Annotated in this window: 20 protein-coding genes; 15 read left to right on the top strand and 5 right to left on the bottom strand. The window is 66.3% G+C overall.

The genetic code is table 11. The features are described 5' to 3' along the window. Positions 1-40 precede the first annotated feature (40 nt). The 3 genes from Rhe02_RS22725 (at position 41) to Rhe02_RS22735 (ending at position 1,980) form a co-directional block, all read left to right on the top strand. Positions 41-550, top strand: a complete 510-nt coding sequence (locus Rhe02_RS22725; protein WP_203910337.1) for an O-acetyl-ADP-ribose deacetylase — start codon at positions 41-43, stop codon at positions 548-550. Positions 551-772: 222 nt separating this feature from the next. After that, positions 773-1,186, top strand: a complete 414-nt coding sequence (locus Rhe02_RS22730; protein WP_203910338.1) for a TrmH family RNA methyltransferase — start codon at positions 773-775, stop codon at positions 1,184-1,186. Next, complete coding sequence (locus tag Rhe02_RS22735; protein WP_203910339.1) at positions 1,183-1,980, top strand: TIGR02452 family protein; 798 nt, start codon at positions 1,183-1,185, stop codon at positions 1,978-1,980. Before Rhe02_RS22730 ends, Rhe02_RS22735 begins: the two co-directional genes overlap by 4 nt. A 48-nt stretch (positions 1,981-2,028) precedes the next feature. Here the strand turns inward: Rhe02_RS22735 and Rhe02_RS22740 are convergent, their stop codons facing one another. Next, positions 2,029-2,583, bottom strand: a complete 555-nt coding sequence (locus tag Rhe02_RS22740) for a hypothetical protein (RefSeq protein ID WP_203910340.1) — start codon at positions 2,581-2,583, stop codon at positions 2,029-2,031. Between the two features lie 586 nt (positions 2,584-3,169). On the opposite strand from Rhe02_RS22740, the gene Rhe02_RS22745 reads away from it, so the two are divergent. From Rhe02_RS22745 to Rhe02_RS22760, 4 genes are all read left to right on the top strand, one after another. Then, complete coding sequence (locus tag Rhe02_RS22745) at positions 3,170-3,697, top strand: peptidase inhibitor family I36 protein (protein WP_203910341.1); 528 nt, start codon at positions 3,170-3,172, stop codon at positions 3,695-3,697. A gap of 183 nt (positions 3,698-3,880) precedes the next feature. Beyond that, positions 3,881-4,402 (top strand): RNA polymerase sigma factor, encoded by a 522-nt coding sequence (locus Rhe02_RS22750; RefSeq protein WP_203910342.1) that lies wholly within the window; start codon positions 3,881-3,883, stop codon positions 4,400-4,402. A gap of 2 nt (positions 4,403-4,404) precedes the next feature. Continuing rightward, the gene (locus Rhe02_RS22755) at positions 4,405-5,463 is read left to right on the top strand and encodes a hypothetical protein (RefSeq protein ID WP_203910343.1); all 1,059 of its coding nucleotides are present in this window, start codon (positions 4,405-4,407) and stop codon (positions 5,461-5,463) included. A 33-nt stretch (positions 5,464-5,496) separates the two neighbouring features. Continuing rightward, positions 5,497-5,925, top strand: a complete 429-nt coding sequence (locus Rhe02_RS22760) for an SRPBCC family protein (protein WP_203910344.1) — start codon at positions 5,497-5,499, stop codon at positions 5,923-5,925. 1 nt (position 5,926) lies between these two features. On the opposite strand, the gene Rhe02_RS22765 is transcribed toward Rhe02_RS22760, so the two are convergent. Further along, a complete protein-coding gene (locus Rhe02_RS22765) occupies positions 5,927-6,217 on the bottom strand; it encodes a DUF4193 domain-containing protein (RefSeq protein WP_203910345.1) in 291 nt (96 codons plus the stop codon). 137 nt (positions 6,218-6,354) lie between these two features. Next, positions 6,355-7,458 carry a phospholipase D-like domain-containing protein gene (locus Rhe02_RS22770; protein ID WP_203910346.1) on the bottom strand — a complete coding sequence of 368 codons (1,104 nt, stop codon included), beginning with the start codon at positions 7,456-7,458 and terminating at the stop codon, positions 6,355-6,357. Positions 7,459-7,603: 145 nt separating this feature from the next. On the opposite strand from Rhe02_RS22770, the gene Rhe02_RS22775 reads away from it, so the two are divergent. From Rhe02_RS22775 to Rhe02_RS22785, 3 genes are all read left to right on the top strand, one after another. Beyond that, positions 7,604-8,536 carry an alpha/beta fold hydrolase gene (locus tag Rhe02_RS22775; protein ID WP_203910347.1) on the top strand — a complete coding sequence of 311 codons (933 nt, stop codon included), beginning with the start codon at positions 7,604-7,606 and terminating at the stop codon, positions 8,534-8,536. A 317-nt stretch (positions 8,537-8,853) separates the two neighbouring features. Next, positions 8,854-11,487, top strand: a complete 2,634-nt coding sequence (locus Rhe02_RS22780; protein ID WP_203910348.1) for a discoidin domain-containing protein — start codon at positions 8,854-8,856, stop codon at positions 11,485-11,487. Between the two features lie 223 nt (positions 11,488-11,710). Continuing rightward, the gene (locus tag Rhe02_RS22785) at positions 11,711-14,794 is read left to right on the top strand and encodes an AfsR/SARP family transcriptional regulator (RefSeq protein ID WP_203910349.1); all 3,084 of its coding nucleotides are present in this window, start codon (positions 11,711-11,713) and stop codon (positions 14,792-14,794) included. Positions 14,795-14,838: 44 nt separating this feature from the next. Here Rhe02_RS22785 and Rhe02_RS22790 read toward each other — a convergent pair whose 3' ends face one another. Together Rhe02_RS22790 and Rhe02_RS22795 are read right to left on the bottom strand one after the other, a co-directional pair. Continuing rightward, positions 14,839-15,387, bottom strand: a complete 549-nt coding sequence (locus Rhe02_RS22790; protein ID WP_203910350.1) for a hypothetical protein — start codon at positions 15,385-15,387, stop codon at positions 14,839-14,841. A gap of 176 nt (positions 15,388-15,563) precedes the next feature. Continuing rightward, positions 15,564-16,931: an alpha/beta hydrolase family protein gene (locus Rhe02_RS22795; RefSeq protein ID WP_203910351.1), complete on the bottom strand. Its 1,368-nt coding sequence runs from the start codon at positions 16,929-16,931 to the stop codon at positions 15,564-15,566. A gap of 117 nt (positions 16,932-17,048) precedes the next feature. On the opposite strand from Rhe02_RS22795, the gene Rhe02_RS22800 reads away from it, so the two are divergent. Genes Rhe02_RS22800 through Rhe02_RS22820 form a run of 5 tightly spaced genes read left to right on the top strand, consistent with a single transcriptional unit; the run spans position 17,049 to position 21,175 of the window. Further along, on the top strand, positions 17,049-17,729 hold the full coding sequence (locus Rhe02_RS22800; protein ID WP_203910352.1) for a nucleotidyltransferase domain-containing protein: 681 nt from the start codon (positions 17,049-17,051) through the stop codon (positions 17,727-17,729). After that, positions 17,716-18,474, top strand: coding sequence for a nucleotidyltransferase domain-containing protein (locus tag Rhe02_RS22805; RefSeq protein WP_239123993.1), 759 nt, complete (start codon positions 17,716-17,718; stop codon positions 18,472-18,474). Before Rhe02_RS22800 ends, Rhe02_RS22805 begins: the two co-directional genes overlap by 14 nt. Positions 18,475-18,513: 39 nt before the next feature. Further along, positions 18,514-19,542 carry a lysylphosphatidylglycerol synthase transmembrane domain-containing protein gene (locus Rhe02_RS22810; RefSeq protein WP_203910353.1) on the top strand — a complete coding sequence of 343 codons (1,029 nt, stop codon included), beginning with the start codon at positions 18,514-18,516 and terminating at the stop codon, positions 19,540-19,542. 21 nt (positions 19,543-19,563) lie between these two features. Continuing rightward, positions 19,564-20,619 carry a suppressor of fused domain protein gene (locus Rhe02_RS22815; protein ID WP_203910354.1) on the top strand — a complete coding sequence of 352 codons (1,056 nt, stop codon included), beginning with the start codon at positions 19,564-19,566 and terminating at the stop codon, positions 20,617-20,619. A gap of 49 nt (positions 20,620-20,668) precedes the next feature. Then, positions 20,669-21,175 carry a hypothetical protein gene (locus Rhe02_RS22820; RefSeq protein ID WP_203910355.1) on the top strand — a complete coding sequence of 169 codons (507 nt, stop codon included), beginning with the start codon at positions 20,669-20,671 and terminating at the stop codon, positions 21,173-21,175. Positions 21,176-21,226 lie beyond the last annotated feature (51 nt).

Here is a 21,226-nt window from a genome sequence, read left to right on the forward strand (position 1 = left end):
TGTCTGCGGGAAGCGTTGAGCCGCCGGGCACAATGGTGGGGTGCGGATCAGCCTTGTGCTAGGGGACATCACCCAACAGCAGGTCGACGCGATCGTCAACGCGGCCAACTCCTCGCTGCTGGGTGGCGGCGGCGTCGATGGGGCGATCCACCGCAAGGGCGGCCCGGCGATCCTGGAGGAGTGCCGCAAGCTGCGGGCTTCGCACTATGGCAAGGGACTCGCCACCGGACAGGCGGTGGCGACGACCGCGGGCAACCTGCCCGCGCGCTGGGTCATCCACACCGTCGGTCCCGTCTACAGTGCCACCGACGATCGTTCCGAGCTGCTGGCCTCGTGCCACCATCAGTCCTTGCGCATCGCCGACGAGTTGGGCGCGCAAACGGTGGCATTCCCGGCGATCTCCACCGGTATCTATGGCTGGCCGATGGCGAGCGCCGCAGAGATTGCGCTGCAAGCGGTCCGGTCGGCGAGCACCCGGGTGGCCGAGGTGCGCTTCGTGCTGTTCGACCGGGAAGCGTTGAGCGCCTTCGAGAGCCAGAATCCCGCTTGACACATGCGTCTGCCGCACCATACTGATCCGAAAGGCAGAACCGGCGATGGTTGGCGTGCGCCGCGAAGCACGCGTGGAAATGGATGATGAGATGCGGGGTGTGCGCACCCCGGTGTGTTGAGCACGGCCGCCCGGGTCAAGTCGCGTCGAGAGATCAGCAAGGCGCGGCGCAGACGGGCTCACTCCTGTTGGGGTCACCTCATTGCGGCGCCGCTGTGGCCGATGCATGGCGCGAATCTGGGCACGCTGTTGCGCACCTGTGATGCGGTGGGCGCGTGTTTGGCGGTGCCTCCTTTCGGCTGGGTGGACGAAGCGCTGGCCAGAGGTAACACCCTGCGCCATCGCTCATGCCTGCACCGAGTGGGCAATCCGTTGCGGTTTCTGGAAAACGAGCGATTGTCCGGTACCCATATAGTGGGTGTCGAATTGGCGGACGAGGCGATCCGGCTGGCGGATCTGCCGGTGGCCAGGCGCCGCACGGTGGCGGTGCTCGGGCACGAGCAGACCGGCATCCCGGCCGACGCGATGGAACTGGTGGATGTGGCGGTGGAGATTCCGATGGTGGGCACCGGGGCGAGCCTGAATGTGGCGGTGGCCGGTTCGCTTGTGCTGTACAGGCTTGCGGGGCTGATGTGAGGGCGCGGCTGCAGGCCATCGCCGAGGAGACGGTCGCGGTGGTGCAGGCGGGCCGCTACCAGCATCGGCAAGCCGGGACGGTCGAGGTGCCGGGTGTGGCGCAGGCCGTGACCGGGACAAGGCTTTACCTGCCGGAGGAGCCATTGACCGCTCCGGGTGAGGTCAATGCCGCGCCCCTGATCGAGGTGACCCGGGAGTCGACGCTGGCGGCGGCGCAGCGGATGGGCCCTGCGGCGGCGGCGCTGGTGTTCGCCTCGGCGCGCAAGCCCGGCGGCGGTTTCCTGACCGGCGCGCAGGCGCAGGAGGAGAGCGTGGCGCGCTCGTCGGCGCTCTACGCCTGCCTGAGCCAGGCCCACGAGTTCTACGCCTTCCACCGCAACAACCCGGATCTGCGTTACAGCGACCGTGTCATCTACTCGCCGAACGTGCCGGTTATCCGAGACGACGCGGGAAACCTTATCGCTGAGCCATTTTGCACGAGTTTTCTGACCGCGGCCGCGCCCAACCTGGGAGCGATCGAGCTGAACCAGCCGGAGTTCGCCGCCAGCGTGCCCGAGGTGTTGCAGCGGCGCTGCGCACGGGTCCTGCGGGTGGCGGCGGCGCACGGGCATCGCCGCTTGGTGCTTGGCGCGTGGGGCTGCGGCGTGTTCCGCAACGATCCAGCCACCGTGGCACACGCCTTCGCCGCCGCCTTGGCCGCGGTGAACACGTTTGACCACATCGTTTTCGCCATCTACGAACCGAGCCCGCAGAGCGCGACCTATGCGGCCTTCGCGGAGCGCTTCGCCTCGTAGCGACAGGGTGTGACGGTGAGGCCGGTGGGAGAAACCGGCCTCACCGTCTTAAGAAGAAGGTCTTTGGTCGGTGTAGTCGCAGGCTAGGTAGAGCACGTAGGAGTAGACGGCCGCCTGGCGGACTGCCGAACCCGGCCTGCTGACCTGCAGCACCTGCTCATGGCTGAGCAGATCGCCGGTCTGCGGGTTGAACAAGAGCACATCGCGAAGCTCGCCGCCGGCCACCGGGCTCGGGCTGGTGGCGCTTACCGCCACGCCGGCTCGGCCCGCCCGGTCGACGACTACCCCGTGAAACTCCAGCCCGTCGGTGTCGGTGAGGATCTGTACCACCGCAGCGCGCTGAGCGTTGTCAAGGCAGTGGTTCTTGAACATATTGGAGATCGCCCTCAGATAGTGCTCCGGGCCGGGGAGCCGGTTGCCCGCCCGTGCGAGCTGCCCAGCCAGGATCTCGGGCAGGGACGACGGTCGCACGAAGTCCAGCGGGTAGGTTCCCGGCGCGAAGTCGCGAATGATTGGCGCGGCCGACGATGGCGACGGCAACGTAACCCGCAGCTCATGCGCTGACCGATCGGTGGCCCGCCACCGTTGCACCTCTTGCGTCACGCCGCCGGTAGCCTCCGGAGTGTCGATAGCGGACCAGATCTGTTGCCGCGTATGGAGATAGCGGCCCAACACAGGAGCTTCCCCCGTTTTCACAAGCCCTGCATGTATCTCGCGCAATGGTTCTCGGGCCGGTCTGCCCACCGGGATGGCCAGCGGCGAGGGACCCGGCATCGCCGCTGAGGCCGCCGGCACGGCGACCGGACCCCGAGGTCCTGCTAGCAGGCTGGTCAGCAGCAGCGCTGCCAATGCCGGCCACCGCCGGACCAGGCCATGCTGACGTGTCAATGGACCTCCTCTTTCAGCTCGCTGAGGGCTTTCGCCGAACGCGCCCGACAGCGTTCATGAATCAAATGTCTGTCGAGGACCTTGCTGTGACCAGCTGAAAGACGTTTCTGATCGATCCTATTGCGGCCCTGATCAGGGAGGGTTGATCGATACGATCGAGTGAGTGAACTTAGTGAATATGAATGACAATGATTCACTCGTCGTCATCTTTCCGAACGGCTAGTGCAAGAAGCCTGGAAGGCACCTACCTTGACAGGCCACGCGCGCGCATTCGAACTCCCCACGATGAACGGAGGAACCAATGAACACCCGATCGCGCCACGCTGGTGTGCTGGCGGCGATGGCCTCAGCTCTGATGGTGATCGCCCTGGCGATGCCGTCGGCCGCTGCCCCGCCCTCAACCACGCCAGTGCAGGCGCAGATCAACGCTTACCTGGCAGCTTATCCCGGCGGCACGCAAATCAACGCTACTGAGATTAGCTACGCCAACGGCAAGTTCGTCATGACCTTTGTGACTGCGGGAATGGGCATTGCGGCGGCCGACTGTCCGTCGGGCTGGTTCTGCTTCTACGATCAGGTCAATTTCGGTTACCCGCGTGGCAAGCTTTCCAGCTGCGGCTGGCAAGACCTGTCCTGGTGGGGCTGGCAGGACCGCACCGAATCGGTTCACTACAACATGTCGTCGGGAAGCGTGTCCTTCATCAACCACTGGACGGAACCGGATCACTCACTCGACTACACGCTGTTCACCATCAGCACGAGCTCGCGCACTGACAACGACGTCGCGCCGTACCGCAATATGGCCGATCACGTCTACCGCTTCTGCTGATCACCCACACACCGCCCGGCCGCTTGGTCGCCGCCACCCCCATCGGGAGAGCGGACGCCCGGCCGGGCGACTTCGTACCCGGCATGTCACAGTTCCGGCGTTGGCAGACATGTCATCGATGAATACGCACCCAAAGTAAGTGGATAGTCACAGGTCAGCCGCTGTTGGGATTGGAGACCATCTTTGCCTAGCGAGGAGGCGCGCGACGAAGCGTGGCACGACGCGCTGGTCCAGAGACATTCCGAGGCGATCAAAAGAATGTTGGCACGCAAGCTCAACGGCGACGTTCATACGGCCGAGGAGCTCCTTCAAGAGACCTTCCTGACCGCGTGGCTCAAGCGTCATGACCTGACCGAGGATCCGATCCGATGGCTCTACGTCACAGCCGGCCTGCACCTGGAGAACTACCGCCGCTACCAGCGCAGGCGCCCGACAGTTGAGCTGAGCGCGGTGGAGATCCCGATGCGTTACGCCGCACCGGCGGCCGATCAGACCGACCATCTGGACCTGCGCAAGGCACTGGAAAAACTGTCCGAAAAGGACAGACTCATCATCGATTACCGGTTCTACGAAGGCCTGACCGATGAGCAGATCGCGCTCAGACTCGACCTCAGCACGGTGACAGTCCGCAAGCGGGTGTCACGTGCGCTGGGCCGGGCCCGGGCACTCCTGCCGCCCGACTGGGATCCCGACGCGAAAGGCTAGCCATGACCACCGACTTTGATAACAAAGATGACTATTTGGTACGGCGTGCGTGGGAACTCCTCGATCCGTTGCGCGACATCGAGGTTCCGCCCATGACCGTGACGGCTGCCGAGCTTCGACGGCGCGCCGAGCAAAGACACCACGGCCCACGCGTGTGGTGGTTGTGGCATCAGCGTGCCCTGATGACCCGCAGACGGATGATGACCCTGGCCACGGCGGGCGTCGCGCTGGCCGTCGCGATCGGGGCGGTCGTCTTCACGGTCACCCTCGCCGCCAGCCCGGCCGTGGCCGCGCCCGCCCCGCTGACCATGGACACCAGCGACTCCCCGCCCTCGGCGCGTGCCTGGCTCACCTCGACCGCGGCCGCTCTGACCACTTTGGACGCAGGCGTCGACCGGCCCAACACCTATGTCCACCTTCAGCGCTGGACGATCGACACCACGAGCCCGGCGCTGGAGCTGTTCGCCTCCGACGAGCGGCTGTGGTGGCGCCCCGACCTGGCGGCGGTCACCGCTCACACCAAGCTGCCGGCCCAGCCGTCGGGTAAACAGGCTGCCCAATGGCTGCTCGGGCCGCCCAACACCGCGGCCACCGAGGTGGTTCACCATCCCAGCGGCAGCTACTCGCTATTGGTCGACAGGCCCGCGGCCGACGTGGCCACCCTCGAACGCCAACTGGAAAGCCAAGAGCCGGCCAGCAACGGGCCTCAGGCAACCCTGCGTGCCGTCGCGGCCTTCGCCCAGTTCCATTACCTCGGCGCTCGGCAGCGAGCGGCGGCCCTGCTGGCGCTGGCCGATGTCGAGGGCATCCGATGGCGCGGCAAGACCACCGATCGCGCCGGACGCCCGGGCTTCGCGATCAGCGTGGACAGCCGGCCCGGCCCCGGTGGGTCGGTAAGAGACGTGCTTGTCTACGACCTGTCCGGCGAGCTGCTGAGCCACGAGCAGATCACTCTGCTGCCGCCGGTCGGCTTCGCGGTGCCGCGTTACACCGTCACGGCTTACACGCTCTACCTGGAGTGTGTGCGCACGCTCGACTTCGGTCCGGCGACTCAAGCCTGATTCGAGCCGAGGTGTGGCGGGTAACACCGAAGAATGGCACAAACCTTCACCGCAACGAGCAGCTTGATCATCAAGGCTGAACCGTCCGCGGTCTGGGCCGCGCTCAGTGACCCGGAAACGGTCAGCAAGGCCTTCTTCGGCGCAAAGGTCGACACCGACTGGCAGCCCGGAAGCCCGATCACTTTCAGCGGACAGTGGCAGGGCAAATCATTCGAGGACAAAGGTGAAGTGCTCGAGAACACGCCTGCGCAGACGCTGCGGTTCACCCACTTCAGCCCGCTCACCGGCCAGCCTGACGTGCCGGAGAACTACCACACCGTGACCTTCAAGTTGGCACCCGAATCTGGTGGTACTCGGGTGACCATCGTGCAGACCAACGCGGCGAGCGAGCAGGAGCGGCAGCATTCCGAGGAGAACTGGGCACAGGTGCTCAGCGCTCTGCGGGAAGCTGTCGAGCGCTGAGTTACGAGCAGTCCCGGCACACGGTGGACTCCGCTGACGCGCGCTGGTTCCGGTGCTGAACCAGGAAACAGCGCGAGCAACGGAACTCGTCGGCCTGCATGGGGACCACGGTCATCGTCAGCTCCTCGTCGAGCTGTTCTGCGCCCGGGAGTTCAAAGTTCTCCGCGAGATCCAGCTCGTCGATGTCGACGGTGGCCGATTGTGTTGAGGCACGCCGAGCCTGAAGCTCCTCGAGACTGTCGTCGCCGGCTATCGGCGAGCGTGGTGCGTCGTAGTCTGTGGTTGATGCCATCTATATCCCTCCTTTGGTGCGCCCTGATAACACGCGCCCGACGATAGGTATTCCGCCTAGAGCCGGATCTTAGAAGGGAAATTCTGTAGCACCTTGGTAAGACGCGCGGGTGATCTCTGTCGGGAATTGGAGCGACACTAGACCGGCTGACAGTGTTGCGCAATGATGCGCTCGATTTCGGCCAGGGCGAAAGCGGCCAGCTGTTGCTGGGCGGCCTCGGCCTCAGGATTGGTCTCGGCCAGATCGCCCAGCACAATGATGTTCTCGTCGTTGAGTGTGGTGCCCGGCGCAGTGTAGTTGAAGCTGCCCACGATGGTGACACGCTCATCGATCACCATCAGTTTGTGATGGATCTTGCGGACTCCGGTTCCCGGTTTGTTCTCGAAGAGCGCAACTCCTGCCGCCTTCAACGGCTGGGTCGCGGCCCACTTCTGCGAGCCCTGCATCCGGTCGAGCACGCCGCGCATGCGCGGGATGGAGCCGACGAGCCGGATCATCGTGTCGTCGATGCCGGAGGACTGGGCGAAGGTGAACATCGCGAAGTCCACGCTAGACGTTGATTTGAGCATTTGTTTCATGATTTCCATCTCGGGGCCGTGCTGCGGCGCGAAGAGTGGCTTGACCCGGATCTTGGCAAGGTTCCTTTCCATGGGCCGGGCTTGGACTCTCTCGTTCAGTTCGCCAAACGTGCCCGAGCGCATGCTGGCGAACTCGGTCACGTACTGACTGGCGATCTGCTGTCCACGCAGGACGACCAGATGGTTGAGGTTGTTCCCGCGCAGATTCGCCGGGCCGGTGACCGGATTGGTGCCGGTGTCGGTCTGCGTGAAGTTGGCCGAGCCGGTGAGCACGGCCGCGGACGGCGTTCCCGGGTCGCGGATGGCAAACTTCTGGTGGAAGATGGCCGGGTTGAGGTCGGTGATGACGTCGACCCCCGCGCGCAGCAGCGCCGAGTGGATCTCCCGATTGACCTCGTTGTCGCCGCCGGCCGCCCATGGATCCGTCAGCGGCTTTTCCTGTACCAGATAATCGCCCTCCAAAATGAGCTGGACTCGCACTCCCCGCCGCTTGGCCGCGATGATGGCCTCGGCGATCGGGCGGGAGTCGAGCTCCTGAACCGCGATCATGAGGGTTTCCTTGGCGCCGCCAAGGAATTCGCGGATCACCGCATCGAGGTCGTCGGGTCCACCTAGGATGGTCGGCCCGCAATACAGTTCCACCGCACCCAAATCCACACCCATGATCGCATTGTCCCACGGCTGAGCTGGGCTTTCGACGGTCTGGACTGTCGGATCACGGGCAGACTACCCCCGCCTCGCCGGTGTTAAACGCGACCGCGCGGCGGGTAACCCATCGGGGCAAAGGATCACTCGGTGGGAGTCAAGAATGGACACTTTCCCGGCTGGCGCCTCGTATAGCCGTTCCATCCGCGTCAACGACAACGCCGTCCATATTAGACGGACGCCGGCCCTGAGTCCCGACGCTGAGCCGGCCGTATACGTACACGGCCACGGCGGCTCCTCCACCAATTGGGCCGACCTGGCCGATCTGCTGTCGAGCCGGCTCGACGGGATGGCCGTCGATCTGCCGGGCTTCGGCCGCAGCGAGCCCACCCGCAGCTACGGCCTGGCCCAGACCGCGGCCGCGCTGGCCGGCGTGGTGAGCGCCGCGGGCGGCCCGGTGCACCTCATCGGCAACTCCTACGGCGGAACGGTCGCTCTGCATCTGGCCGCGCTGCGGCCCGAACTCGTTCGCACGCTGACGCTGATCAGCCCGGCCGTACCTTTTCTCAACCCAAGATGGTCCTCGCACCTGTCCCTCAGCGGCGTCAAGCTCTTCCTCGGTGGGGCACGAGCCCTGCGGCGCATGGTGGCCAGCACCGACCCGGAGGAGCTGGTGGCCCAGTCGCTCGCCCGCTGTTGCGCCGACCCCGGAGCTATCCCGTGGACCCGAGTGCAGGCCGAGGTTGACGAGCTTCGCCAGGCGATGTCGCTGCCGTGGCGGCCGGTCGCCGAGGCGCGCAGCTATCGCGGGCTCATCTTCGAACTGCTGCGCGGTCACCTGCCCGGCCGCACCTCGCTGCGTTCCCTGGCCCGCAGACTCACCATGCCCACCCTGGTCCTCTGGGGCGAACAGGACCGTGTGCTCAACGTCAAGCTGGCCGGTGTCCTGGCCCGCCTCATCCCGCACGCCCGGCTGGTCGTTCTGGACCGGGTCGGCCACCTGCCGCACCTGGAAGCACCGCACCGGGTCGCCAACGTGCTCAGCTCCTTCCTCGCCGAGCGTCACGGCCAGCTGTCCCCGGCCGCCGCCGACTAGCTCGGCCCGGTAAACATTCTTTGGAGAGCGTTCTCTCGAAGATCGTAAAAATATTTTGTTTGATCTAAATATGCCATTGCTGCCTCCGACAACAAATCGCTGGCCAGCGTGTATCTGCCCCAAGATCGCATTAACGCGTGCGAAACATGGCGTGGCAAGTGTCTTGACACGCTCTCTTCGGGGCGCGAATCTCTGTTTCGGAGAGCGCTCACCGAACCCTTCATCCGGGCCATAACCCTCTATGGCCCGGATGCCGTCCCTGCAGGTCCGCGTGGTGATGCACGCGGTGCCTCGCGCCTAAGTGACATGGAGATGACATGCATCTCGCTCTTCTACCGGCCGGGCGCCGCCGGCTCGGTCATGCGGTCGCGGCGGCTTTGGCCGCCATGCTGCTCTTGGCCGGGTACCTCGTGGTCAGCTCGACATTCCCCGCCAGTGCGGCGCCAACCCTGCTCTCGCAGGGCAAGCCGACTACCGCCTCGTCGGTTGAGAACGCCGGATTCCCGGCCGCCAACGCCACCGACGGCAACAACGCCACGCGCTGGTCGAGCGCGTTCAGCGATCCACAGTGGATTCAGGTCGACCTCGGCGAGACAGCCGCGCTGTCGCAGGTGATCCTGCGCTGGGAGCCGGCCTACGCGACCGCCTTCCAGATTCAGGTCTCGGGCAGCGCGACCGGGCCGTGGACCAACGTGTACTCGACCACCACCGGAACCGGTGGGGTGCAGACCCTCACGGTCACCGGCAGCGGCCGCTACGTGCGGATGAACGGCACCGCCCGCGCCACGGCCTACGGCTATTCGCTGTTCGAGTTCCAGGTCTACGGCGAGACCGGCTCGGGCGGCGGGTGCTCAACCGCCAACGCCGCGCAGGGCAAGCCCACCACCGCGTCCTCTGTGGAGGGTGCCTTCGTCGCCACCAACGCGACCGACGGCAGCGCCGCCACCCGCTGGTCGAGCCTTTTCACCGACCCGCAATGGATTCAGGTCGACCTCGGCGCCTCGAGCTCGGTCTGCCAAGTGGTCCTGCAATGGGAAGCCGCCTACGCGACTGCCTACCAGATCCAGGTCGGTGACTCGGCGACCGGACCGTGGACGAACATCTACACCACCACGACTTCCACCGGTGGCACGCAAACCCTCAACGTGGCCGGCACGGGCCGCTTCGTGCGGATGAACGGCACCGCGCGGGCCACCGCATTCGGCTACTCGCTATTTGAGTTCCAGGTGCGCACGGGCACTGCCCCCACCACCGGACCCACCTCGAGCCCCACGCCGAGTCCCACCCCGACCGGGACCATTCCCGGCGGCGGCCCGCTGGGCCCGAACGTGATCGTGTTCGACCCGTCGATGTCGGGCGCGACGATCCAGAGCCAGGTCAACACCATCTTCAGCCAGATGGAGTCCAACCAGTTCGGCCCGCAGCGCTATCAGATCTTCTTCCGGCCGGGTACCTACAGCGGCTTCAACGCGCAAATCGGCTTCTACACCTCGATCTCAGGTCTGGGCCAGAACCCGGGCGACGTGCGCATCAACGGTGACGTGACCGTGGACGCGGGCTGGTTCGGCGGCAACGCGACGCAGAACTTCTGGCGTTCCGCCGAGAACCTGTCGATCTTCCCGTCGGCCGGCTTCACCCGATGGGCCGTCTCGCAGGCCGCGCCGTTCCGGCGGATGGACATCCACGGTGACCTCAACCTCGCCCCGAACGGGTTCGGCTGGGCCAGTGGCGGTTACATCTCCGACACCCGGGTCAGTGGGACTGCTCAGCCCTACTCGCAGCAACAGTGGTACACGCGTGACAGTCAGATCGGCGGATGGCTCAACGGCGTGTGGAACATGACGTTCTCCGGGGTGCAGGGCGCACCGGCGAACGCCTTCCCCGACCCGGTCTACACGACGCTCGCCACCACCCCGGTCAGCCGCGAGAAGCCTTACATGTACGTCGATGCGGGCGGTGCCTACCGGGTCTTCGTGCCCGGGACCCGGACCAACTCGTCGGGTACCACGTGGGCGGGCGGCGCCACCGCCGGGACGTCGATTCCGCTGAGCCAGTTCTTCGTGGCCAGGCCCACCGACTCGGCCGCCACGATGAACGCCGCTCTGGCGCAAGGGCTGAACCTGCTCTTCACGCCGGGCATCTACAACATCAACCAGACCATCAACGTCACCCGCGCCAACACGGTGGTTCTCGGGCTCGGCTACGCCACCCTGATACCACAAAATGGGGTAGTTCCCATGCAGGTGTCCGATGTAGACGGTGTGAAAATCGGCGGCATCCTCTTCGACGCCGGTCCCACCAACTCGCCGGTGCTGCTGCGTGTCGGCCCGGCCGGCTCCTCGGCCACCCACGCCGCCAACCCGACCTCGCTGCACGACGTGTTCTTCCGCATCGGCGGCGCGACCGCGGGCAAGGCAACGGTCAGCCTGGAAGTCAACAGCAACAACACCCTGATCGACCACATCTGGGCGTGGCGCGCTGACCACGGCAGTGGCATCGGCTGGACGGTCAACACGGCCGACACCGGCCTGATCGTCAACGGCAACAATGTCACCGCGCTCGGCCTGTTCGTCGAGCACTACCAGAAGTACCAGGTGATCTGGAACGGCCAGGGCGGGAAGACCATCTTCTTCCAGAACGAGATGCCCTACGACCCACCGACCCAGGCGGCCTGGCGCACCGGCACCAACGGTTACGCCGCATACAAGGTGGCCGATTCGGTGACCACCCATGAGGCCTGGGGTCTGGGCAGCTACTGCTACTTCAACGTCAATCCGTCGATAGTGGCGGCCCGCGGCTTCGAAGTGCCCAACACGGCCGGGGTGCGATTCCACAGCGTCCTGACGGTTTCGCTTGGTGGCAACGGGGTCATCACCAATGTCATCAATACCACCGGCGGCCCGGCTCAGGGCACCGCCACCGTTCCAAGCAAGGTGACCAACTACCCCTAACGGGGAAATAAAACTCCTTGGCCGTGGAAAGCCGCCGAGCGCGGTCAAGGACAGGGCGGCCCGGCTTCGGCCGGGCCGCCCGCACTTCCCTGTGGGCCGTGGCGACGGCGGGCTGCCCCCGTGACAGCCGCCGCAAGCGTTTCCTAGCCTCGCTTGTGCCGTCCTCGTTTCGTCCTCGGTCCTCCTCCGGGTGTGCTCGCCTGTCCCGTGTACGGTCGTCGGCGTGGAATTTGGGCTGTTGGGTCCGCTTGAGGTCTGGGCCGGCGACGAGCGCGTCGACGTCGGCGGCCCGAAGCACCGCAGGGTGCTGGCGGCACTGGCGATGGAGCCAGGCCGGGTGTTGTCGATCGAAGAGCTGGTCGATGCGGTGTGGGAGGAAGAGCCTCCGGAAACGGCGCGGCGGCAGGTGCAGAACGCGGTTTCCGCGTTGCGCCAGACGCCGATCGCGGCGGTGCTGATGGCCGACGGTCCTGGCTATCTGCTGCGGATAGAGCCCCGTGCGGTGGACGTGGGCCGATTCGAAGAGCATGTGGCGCAAGCCGCTCGGCTGCGGCGCGCCGGTGACCTGGTAGGCGCCGTTGAGGCGCTGCAAGCCGGGCTGGCGCTGTGGCGAGGTCCGGCCCTGGCCGGTGTCGGCGGGCACACCGCCGCGCTCGCGGTGACAAAGCTTGAGGAGAAACGGCTGGCGGCCGTGGTCGAATGGGCGTCGGCCAAACTCGACCTCGGTCACCATGACGAGCTTGTCGACGAGCTGACCGCTCTGGCCGGGCGCTACCGTTACGCCGAGCCGCTGACCGGGCTGCTGATGCTGGCGCTGCACCGGTGTGGCCGGCGCGCCGACGCGCTGACCCGGTACCGGCACTTCGGTGAGGTGCTGCGGGTGGAGCTGCGGGTGACCCCGGGCTCGGAGCTGCACCGGCTCTCCGAGCAGATCGCGGACGGTGATCCCGCCCTCGACTATCAGCCGCCGGCGCAGGTGGCGCGCAACGACCTGCCACGCGATGTCGCCACGTTCACCGGGCGCGGTGACGAGCTGGCCCTGCTGTCGGCCATGGTCGACGAAGCGAACACGGTGGTCATCCACGCCATCGACGGCATGGCGGGGGTGGGCAAGACGGCCCTGGCCGTGCACGCGGCGCATCAGCTGACCGAGCGCTTCCGCGATGGCCAGCTTTTTGTTGACCTGCATGGATTCACGCCGGGGCACAGCCCGCTTGCGCCCGGGGCGGCGCTGGACATCCTGTTGCGCGCGGCCGGGGTACCCGACGAAGAAATAGCCAAAGACGTCGACGAGAAGGCGTCACAGTGGCGCGCGAAACTGGCCGGGCGCAGAACCCTTGTCGTGCTTGACAACGCGGCCGACACGGCCCAAGTCAGGCCGCTTTTGCCTGGCTCTTCAGGTTGTCTGGTACTGATTACGAGCCGCCGCAGGCTGGTCGACCTGGACGGGGTGAGGACCCTGTCGCTCGATGTGCTCAGCGAAGCCGACGCGATCGCCTTGTTCACGCGAAGCGCCGGCCCGCAACGCACGGACGGCGACCCGGCCGGGGTGGCCGAAGTGGTGCGGTTGTGCGGCTATCTTCCGCTGGCCATCGGGATCGTGGCGGCGCGGTTGCGCCATCGTCCTATGTGGACACTGGCACATCTGGCCGAGCGTCTCGGCGACGAGCATCGCCGTCTCGCCCTGCTCGATGGCGACGACCAGGGGGTGGCGGCCGCCTTCGCCCTGTCGCATCGTCATCTGTCGCCGGGGCAGCAGCGATTATTTCGGCTGATGGGCCTGCACCCCGGGGGTGACATCGACGTCTACGCGGCCGCGGATCTGGCCGGCCTGCCCTTTCTGGAGACCGAACGGCTCTTAGAAGATCTCGTAGACGCGCACCTTCTGCTGCAGCAAAGCCTTGACCGCTACCGCTTTCACGACCTGCTGCGCGACTACGCGGCGGCGACAGTGGCCGCCGACGAGCCCGAGCAGGCCCGAGCCGACGCGACAATCCGGTTGCTGGACCACTATCTGGGCGCGTCCATCGGGGCGGTGCGCCTGCTGTCCCAAGGGTTTGAGAGCTCCCGCCTGCCGGTGGTGCGCACCGATTTCGCGCACATCCGCGACGCGCAGCGCGCCAGGCGCTGGCTGGAGACCGAGGTGCCGAACCTGCTTGAGGTGGCCGCGTTCGCCGCCGACGGCGCTTCGCCCGAACATGCTCAGCACCTCTCCGACACGCTGGGGGGCTACCTCGACCGCGCGGGCCGGCTGCGGGAGGCGCTGGGCCTGCACACCATCGCGCTGCGCGCCAGCGAGCGGCTTGATGACGTGGCCGAGGCGGTGGCCCGGCTCGGGCTCGGGATGGCCCAGGGAAGCCTGGGCGACTTCACCGGTGGGTCCGAGCAGATTGCCATGGCGCTCAAGCTTTTCGCCGACAGCGGAGACCTGCAGGGAGAGTGCTCCTCGGCCAACGTGCTGGCCGTGCTCAACGCCAAGAGCAGCCGCTTCGACGAGGCGCTGCGCTACTTCAACAAGGCGCTGGTGGCTTCCCAGAAACTGGGTCACGTGGCCCGGGAAGCCGTGATCCGCAACAACCTTGGCCGCGTCGCCGAGGAGCTGGGCCGCCACGACGAGGCCCTCGTCCACTACACCGAGGCCCACGAGCTTTCGGAGCGAAGCGGCAACATCGACGGGCTCGTGCTGGCGCTGGGCAACATCGGGGTGAGCTACGGCCGGCGGCATGAACACGAGAAGGCGATCACCTATCTGGAGAAAGCCCTCACCATCAGTCGTGACAACGGTTTTTCGGCTTCCGAGGCGCGAAACCTCGACAACATCGGCATCTGCCTGCGCGAGCTGGGCCGGCCTGCCGAGGCGCTCGCCCTGCACGAGCAGGCGCTGCAGATCCAGCAGGACATCAATGATGCCTACAGCCAGGCGTTCACCTGGAACAACATCAGCGCGGTGCATCTGCGGCTGGCCCGGCACGAGGCGGCCCGCGACGCCGCGCAGCGTTCGCTGGACATCGTGGCGGAGCTTGGCCTGCCCTCGCTGGCTGGAGAGGCGCACGTCCATGTCGGCCTGGCCCAGCTCGGGCTCGGCGACACGCAGGCCGCCCTGGCGACGCTCACCACAGCGCTGGAGCTGTGCATGGGCCGCGACGATGAAGGGCCGGCACTGGACGGGCTTGGTGCGGCTTATCTTGCCCTCGGCCAGGCCGAGCAGGCCGCGGCGCACTGGCGGCGCGCGGCGGCCGTCTTCACCGAGCAGGGTGACCCCCGCGCCGCGGAGGTGACCGCCCGCCTGGCGGCCTTGGCGGCCTGAAGGCAGGACGGCCCCTGCGCGGGGCCGTCCTTTGGGTGTTTCACCTATACGTTGCAGTCAGCGAAGCTGCCTGTCTGCCCGACGGCGTCGGCGCTGGCGTCCGGCGGGAACCCGTCCCGGAACTGCACATATCCCGAAGCGCCGCCCTGGTAGGTGACCCCGGTGGCACACGCGACGCCGAAGGTCTCGACGAACAGGCTCATGGTGCCGAAATCGTCGCCGCAATTGATGGAGCCCTCGATGACGATTCCATCGAAGGCGGTTCCGACGCAGATGGCGGCGTAGGTCACCGGAGAGTCGCAGAAGATCGCTGAAGTCTCGACCACGTTCGCGCCGCCGATGCCGGGGACCTTGCGTGGTGCGCCGACGCTCAGCGTGCAGAAGGTGTTGATGCCGGCCCGGCCGGTGATGGTGGCCTGGGTGTGGCCGAGCTGCACCGTGCCGGTGGGCTTGTCAGCACTGATCGCCAGGGTGGCGACGTGGGCTTTCATTCCGTCCACCCGCGTCGCGGCGGCGGCCGGCGCGGTCAGCGCCGTCGCCGCGAGCATGCCTGCGAACACGGCACTAGCGAAGATCTGGGCCGCTCTTTTCATGGTTCGGTTACCTCCCATCGAAGTCAAATGTGACAACGCAAAAGGTAGAGACCGATGTGACCAGATAAATAGATAAATCGATCTAATCTAGGTACCGTCGCAGTCCACGACAATGCCCCACTATGCCCAAGGCGGCCGGAGGATTGTGGACTCCGGCCGCCTTGGCTTACCCCCTGTTACGGACAGGCCGCGTAAAGCCGCCGGGTGCCAACGCCGGCGGTCCAAGCCGCGCGGTCGCTGAACCGGCAGCCGTAATCGGCCGCCGCGACCGTCGCCGCGTCGGTGACGTTGTCGCCCGCGGGCCGCACGCCGCCGTTCACCCAGCGCACCAGGTCATCCCAGGCGGTGCCGACCTCGGTGGGGGTGAACTCGCAGTGCTGGGCGGCGCGGATAGCGCGCTGCACCACCGACGCCGAGCGGCCGTGGCGTGCCACGTCCTGCGCGTAGGCCTGCTCCATCGAGAACGGCACGAACATGTCGCCCAGGTCGTGCAGCGTGACCACGGGCGCCGAGGGACGCCCGAAGATGATCGGGACCTCGGTCAGCAGTGGGTTGAGGCGGGCCTTCCAATTTTCGGCCGGCACCCTCTGCACGCTGCGGTTGACGTTGACCGGCTGGGCCGGGGTGTAGCGGGTGAACAGGTTGGTCGACACCTGACCCGGATCCTGGGCCAGGCCCGTCCCGGCGCCGTTGGGCACCGCGATCGAGAAGAGGAAGTCCTTCCAGACCGAGAAGGCCGCCTCATCGCCCGGCCGCTGGCCGCCGGAGCGATTGATGGTGATTTCGCGCAACTGCTTGCCCAGATCGTTGGTGGTGTCCGGGCCGCCGGGGCGCAGCCCGGCCAGGCCGAGCGCGGCCTGGATCTGCGGCACCGCCGTGGTCAAATAGTCGGCCGGGACGGGATAGGCCGACACGTCGGCCAGGTCCTGGGCCACCACGTTGTAATCGAGGAAGAAGTCGAACAGGTCGTGGTCGCCGAGCACGCCACACATCGGCAGCGCGCCCTCGTAGAAGCCGGGATACTGTTCCAGGGAACGGCCGATGATGTGACCGCCCATCGAGACGCCCACGATGAAGGTCCGATGTGGACGATCGACCACGCTGGCGAAAAGCCCCGCCAGGCCCCTGGTGGAGACCACCCCGGCCTTGATGTCGTAGCCGTTGGCGTAGTAGGACGACGCCGCCCACGCGTAGCCCTGGTCGAGCAGTTTCTGCCGCATCCCGTACCCGGGGGGATCGACCGTGAGGACGAAACCCTGGCCACGGTAGCCGTGCGCCCACATCACCAGCTCGCCGTTCCAGCTCGGCGGGACTTCGATGTCGTAGGCCGCGTGCTCGTGCACCCCTTGGTAAACGGTCGAGGGAACGCCATTGACCAGGGCCGGGGCGAGCGGCGGATTGGTGATGGTGTAGCCGGGCAGCGGTTGATCGCCCGGTACCGGATCGGTTGCGGCCGGGGCAGCCCCGGCAACGCTGATGGCCAAGGTCATGGCGACCCCGGCCGCTAGGTAGCGAATCAACAGACGCGCTGAACGCGACCGCATTTGAGCCTCCTGGGGACAACAGGTGACTACCGGTCGGTAGCGATCGAAACGTATGCCCGCGTTTTCGCATTGTCAATGCGGGAAGTTTTTTGACCGCTGACCTGGCAGTATCGCGGGATGCTCACCGCCCACGAGCTCGTCACCGAGCACACCATCTACTCCTGCGTGGTGGGATCGCGTGCCTACGGGCTGGCTGGCCCCGACTCCGACACCGATCGCCGTGGCGTGTACCTGGCCCCCACGCACCTGTTCTGGGGCTTGGACAAACCGCCCACCCACGTCGACGGGCCGGACGAGGAACAGTTCTCCTGGGAGCTGGAACGCTTCTCCCAGCTGGCTTTGCAGGCCAACCCCACGGTGCTGGAGTGCCTGTGGTCGCCATTGTCTTCGCCACCCACCGCCGTCGGCCGCGAGCTGCTTTCCCTGCGCGACGCGTTCCTTTCCACGGGCGTCGCCCAGTCCTACGGCGGCTACGCCCAGGACCAGTTCAAACGCCTCGAGGCGGCTCGCCGCAAGACGGATCAGACCAAGTGGAAGCAGGCCATGCACATGGTTCGTCTGCTGATGGCCGGGGCGCATGTTTTGGGTACCGGACAAATCCTGGTTGATATGAGTGAACACAGAGATCGGCTGCTCGCCATCAAACGCGGGGAGTGGAGCTGGGAAGAGGTGCGCGCCTTGGCCGCTCAGCTTGAGGCCCGCCTGGCCCAGGCCATGGCCACCACCCTCCTGCCCGCCGAGCCGGACCGGGCCGCCATCAACGACTTTCTCGTCAGGACCCGCCGTGACCACCTCTGAAACCCTCCCATCCTGGCTCGGCTCGATCGCCACCGAACAGCGCTTTCCGCTGGTCTTCGGGACGGTCTCCGGCGCCCATCTGTACGGCTTCGCCTCGATCGACTCGGATGTCGACCTGCGCGGAGTCCATCTGCTGCCCGCGAGCGAGGTCGTCGGTCTGCGTGCGGCCCCTGAGACGTTGCAGCACATGGAGATTCGTGAAGGCGTCGAGCTGGATCTGGTCACCCACGACCTGCTGAAGTTTTGCCGGCTGCTGTTGCGCAACAACGGTTATGTCGCCGAGCAGCTGCTGTCACCCCTGGTGGTGGCCAGCTCCGCTTTGCATGAGGAGCTGGTCGCGCTGTGGCCGAGTCTGGTCACCAAGCACCACTCACATCACTACCTGGGATTCGCGGCCACGCAATGGAAACTGTTCGAGCGCAACGGCGAGCTCAAGCCCGCGCTCTACACCCTGCGGGTTCTGCTCACCGGCATCCACTTGATGCGAACCGGAAGCGTCGTGGCCGACCTGCGGCAACTATGGCCAGATTATGCGGTGCCCTACGCCGGGGAGCTGATCGAGGCCAAGCGCCAGGGTGAGCATGCGCCGTTGGGATCACTTGTCCCGATTGACCTACTGCGCGGTGACATTACCAGATTGCGGGTCGCCTTGGCGGAGGCCGCAGCCGTGAGTCGCCTGCCCGAGCGATCCAGTGGCTATGACGCGCTGCATGACCTGGTCGTGAGAGCTCGCCTGGCGGTTTGAGCAATGTGGACGGGGGCTATTGATGTCTAGGATGCCGGAATGAGCCTTGCGGCACGGCAGGTGCGTAACCTCGCGGGCTGGCTGATTGGCCTGGTGGGCGCGGTTGTCATCGCGGTGTGGGTGCTGCCGAGCGTGGCCAGCTACGCGGAGATGGCGGCCACCATCGAAGCGTTGTCGGCATGGGAGCTGATCGGCCTGCTCGGCCTGGGCCTGGTCACCATCGCCTCGGCCGGATTCGCCACGAAGCTCACCCTGCCCGGACTCACCTGGGGCAAAGGGACCTTGGCCACCCTGTGCGCCAACTTTCTCACCGCCTTCGTCCCGACCGGCGTCGACCTGGCCGTGCGCTTCGCCATGTACAAGTCGTGGGGGTTCGGCGCCCGCCAGTCCGCCTCGGCTGTCGCGCTGGCCGGGCTGAGCCGTTATGTCACGCTGCTTTCCTTGCCGCTGTTGGGAACGGCTGCCATCCTCGTCAGCGGCCGCGGTGATGAGCAGACACCTATCCGGCTCATTCTCGGATCGATTGCCTTCGCTCTATTGATCAGTATCCCGTGGCTGTTGCTGCGGCATGAGTCACTGGCGAAGCGGATAGCCCTGCGCCTGCAACGTTTTGTCCACCTGCTGGCGCGCATCGTGCGCCGTCCCGCCCCACCGCGGATAGCCGAGCGCCTGCTCAAGACGCACGAGCAGATTGTCACGCAGGCCCGCGACCGCTGGCCTTCGGTCACGGTGAGCCAGCTCGTGGCTACCTTGATGAATGCCGTGGTGCTGCTGGCCGCGGTCCGCTTTGTTGGACTCGGTCCTGATCTGCTCTCCTGGACCGAGGTGCTCTACGCCTTCGCTCTGGGCACCATCGCCGCGGTCATCCCGCTCACCCCGGGAAACATCGGTGTCACCGAGCTCATCCTGCTCGGAGTCCTGGGCCTTGGCGCCGCCAACATGGAAAGCCAGATCTTGGCCGCGGCCCTGCTGTACCGCATCTTCACCTGGATGCTCCCGGTCCCGCTGGGCATAGCGAGCTACCTGTTCTGGCGCTACACCTCCAGATCCCGCGCGCAGAGCAAATGACGTCGAGTATGCTTCGGCGCCATGACCCAAGACGCTGACGCCGGATCGGACTATCCCGGCTGGGACGCCATCAACGCGGCCTTGGAGCCGCTCTATCCGGGCGTGGACCCGCTGCACTGGGGCACCCTCATCAAGTGGCGGCTGGGTGGTCCGGATCCGCTTGACGGCGTGAGCGTCTATTCACGTGACGACCATTGGCATTACGTCAGCTACGGGATGTCAGAGCTGTACGAGAAGGAATCCGACATCGCGGAGACTTCGGGCTGGGGATTCGAGTTCACGATCCGGGTGGCGCGCCGCCCCGACGCCGACCCGCCGATCTGGCCCGCCAACCTGCTGCAGAACCTGGCCCGCTACGTGTTCACCACGGGCAACAACTTCGCCGCCGGTCACCACATGACCCTCAACGGGCCGATCGATCTCGAAGACGAGAACACTCTGATCCGGTACATCGCCTTCTGCGCCGACCCGGAACTGGGCCGCATCGACACGCCCCACGGCGAGCTGACCTTCCTCCAGGTGGTCGGCTTGACCGACGCCGAGTATGAGGCCGCCCAAGCCTGGAACACCGAGAAGCTCCTGGAAACCCTTAGCGAGCGCCTGCCGTTGCTCGTCACCGACCCAGCCCGTCAGTCCCTTTTGGACGATCCCGCGCTGGCGCAGGCCGTCGCGGAGGGCATCTCACGCGACGGCTCCTCCTCCGCCTCCAGCTGGGCCACCCAGCTCGACTGGCACCGCCCAGAAACCGGCACCCTTATCGTGCTCGGCGCCCTGGCCGCCCCGAACATCGCCACCTCATTGCGCGGCCGGCTGCCCTTCGGCCGTCATTTCGGCGTCTACGCCGAACAACGCGAGCTCCAGTTCCTCCCCGGCGACCACCTCGACGTCACCGAACCCGCCCAAAACACGTTGCATGTCACCATTCCCGCCCACCTGGTCGACCCGCTTTGCGCCGCGCTGGTCACCGCTCGCGCCTCCACCGTCCAAATCGACCCGATGCTCAGCATCGAGATCGTGCCAACCGAGATCAAAGACCAATCCGGTCAGGTGATCGAGGTCGTCGGCTTGTCCAACTAGTCCCACTTCACTGACAGAAGGTGTCACTGGAGCGGGATAGCGTGCGGGTATGAGCGAACAGATCACCGATGGACACAGCACCGACGGCCGGGACGACTTCAACTTCTTCTTCGGCCGGTGGCACGGTGCGGTGCGCAAACTCGCCGATGTCAGCGATCGCGACTGCACTGAGTGGGTGGAGTTTGAGGCCAGCTGCGATTGCGCGCCGATCCTTAATGGACTTGGCAACTTTGAGACCGCGCTCATGCACCCCGGCGGCGTGGCCGTTGAGGGGGCGACCCTGCGCCTGTTCAGCCCGGCCACCCGGACGTGGCGGATCTGGTGGATGTCGGAACGGCTGCCGGGTGTCCTTGACGCGCCGGTGGAGGGGCGCTTCGACGGCGACCGGGGGGTCTTCGAAGGGCCGGATGAGTTCCATGGCAAGCCGATCCTCGTGCGCTACGAGTGGGATCTGCTCGGCGCGGACAAGGTCCGGTGGGCGCAGCGCTTCTCCTGGGACGATGGGGCCACCTGGGACGATCTAAATTGGACCACCATCTGGACCAGGCTTGCCTGACCTGTTGCGCAGCCGGGGCGGGGAGTTTGATCCCCGGCCCCGGCTCGTCTG

Origin of the sequence: Rhizocola hellebori (assembly GCF_016862955.1) — a bacterium.
Taxonomy (GTDB): domain Bacteria; phylum Actinomycetota; class Actinomycetes; order Mycobacteriales; family Micromonosporaceae; genus Rhizocola; species Rhizocola hellebori.

Bases quoted from the DNA above. Each gene is read 5' to 3' on its own strand.
- Rhe02_RS22730 (WP_203910338.1), top strand. From the start codon at position 773: ATGCATGGCGCGAATCTGGGCACGCTGTTGCGCACCTGTGATGCGGTG.
- Rhe02_RS22745 (WP_203910341.1), top strand. From the start codon at position 3,170: ATGAACACCCGATCGCGCCACGCTGGTGTGCTGGCGGCGATGGCCTCA.
- Rhe02_RS22755 (WP_203910343.1), top strand. From the start codon at position 4,405: ATGACCACCGACTTTGATAACAAAGATGACTATTTGGTACGGCGTGCG.
- Rhe02_RS22760 (WP_203910344.1), top strand. From the start codon at position 5,497: ATGGCACAAACCTTCACCGCAACGAGCAGCTTGATCATCAAGGCTGAA.
- Rhe02_RS22765 (WP_203910345.1), bottom strand. From the start codon at position 6,217: ATGGCATCAACCACAGACTACGACGCACCACGCTCGCCGATAGCCGGC.
- Rhe02_RS22770 (WP_203910346.1), bottom strand. From the start codon at position 7,458: ATGGGTGTGGATTTGGGTGCGGTGGAACTGTATTGCGGGCCGACCATC.
- Rhe02_RS22775 (WP_203910347.1), top strand. From the start codon at position 7,604: ATGGACACTTTCCCGGCTGGCGCCTCGTATAGCCGTTCCATCCGCGTC.
- Rhe02_RS22780 (WP_203910348.1), top strand. From the start codon at position 8,854: ATGCATCTCGCTCTTCTACCGGCCGGGCGCCGCCGGCTCGGTCATGCG.
- Rhe02_RS22790 (WP_203910350.1), bottom strand. From the start codon at position 15,387: ATGAAAAGAGCGGCCCAGATCTTCGCTAGTGCCGTGTTCGCAGGCATG.
- Rhe02_RS22795 (WP_203910351.1), bottom strand. From the start codon at position 16,931: ATGCGGTCGCGTTCAGCGCGTCTGTTGATTCGCTACCTAGCGGCCGGG.
- Rhe02_RS22800 (WP_203910352.1), top strand. From the start codon at position 17,049: ATGCTCACCGCCCACGAGCTCGTCACCGAGCACACCATCTACTCCTGC.
- Rhe02_RS22810 (WP_203910353.1), top strand. From the start codon at position 18,514: ATGAGCCTTGCGGCACGGCAGGTGCGTAACCTCGCGGGCTGGCTGATT.
- Rhe02_RS22815 (WP_203910354.1), top strand. From the start codon at position 19,564: ATGACCCAAGACGCTGACGCCGGATCGGACTATCCCGGCTGGGACGCC.
- Rhe02_RS22820 (WP_203910355.1), top strand. From the start codon at position 20,669: ATGAGCGAACAGATCACCGATGGACACAGCACCGACGGCCGGGACGAC.